The organism is Salifodinibacter halophilus (assembly GCA_012999515.1).
GTDB lineage: Bacteria > Pseudomonadota > Gammaproteobacteria > Nevskiales > Salinisphaeraceae > Salifodinibacter > Salifodinibacter halophilus.
In genome coordinates this window covers 1-536 of the sequence record JABEEB010000017.1, presented here as the reverse complement: position 1 = coordinate 536, position 536 = coordinate 1, and the positions used below count along the sequence as shown (strand labels likewise).

The window sequence follows — 536 nt, the reverse complement described above, 5'->3', positions numbered from 1 at the left end:
CTTTTATCGAAGCAATCCACACGCAGCATTTTCGCCCTCGTGTTTTGCTGGTCTTTGTCAACTTCTTCCTATCCATCTGTGCGTACACGCGCAAACGCGCCCACGAACTCGGGATCGACCTCATCTTTCTGCCTGTGGGCTCGCCGCATCTCAACCCGATTGAACCCGTCTGGAAGAGTCTCAAATGGGAATCCTCGCCCCTGATCGTGGAGGGCGCGGCTGAATACCGCGCCCTCCTCGATGAGATCTTCACAAAGTTGACCGACCAGCTGAGTTTCGCAGGCTCCTGGATCGAAAATCACCTCGACGGATTCATTCAGAAGTTGCGTTAATCACTAGCGCGCCATTCCCTTAGAGGGCAAGCAGATCCACGATGTGGTCGATGATCTCTCTCGGAAGTACATCGACGTTGAGGTCGAAGCGGAGTTCAAGCGAGGCCAGTACGAAGGAACGCGGTCGCTGGACACGAAGCGGTTCCGCGTCGTCGGCGTCCGTGACGAGGACGCCGACGACTACCATCTGTATATCACGAATCT

The 536-nt window shown here is 55.4% G+C and carries 1 protein-coding gene and 1 pseudogene; both read left to right on the top strand.

Features of this window, described 5'->3' with window-relative positions:
• On the top strand, positions 1 to 332 hold a 332-nt coding region (locus tag HKX41_10460; protein ID NNC24555.1), incomplete at its 5' end, for an IS630 family transposase.
• Between the two features lie 7 nt (positions 333 to 339).
• Positions 340 to 536: pseudogene (locus HKX41_10455) on the top strand (IS4 family transposase).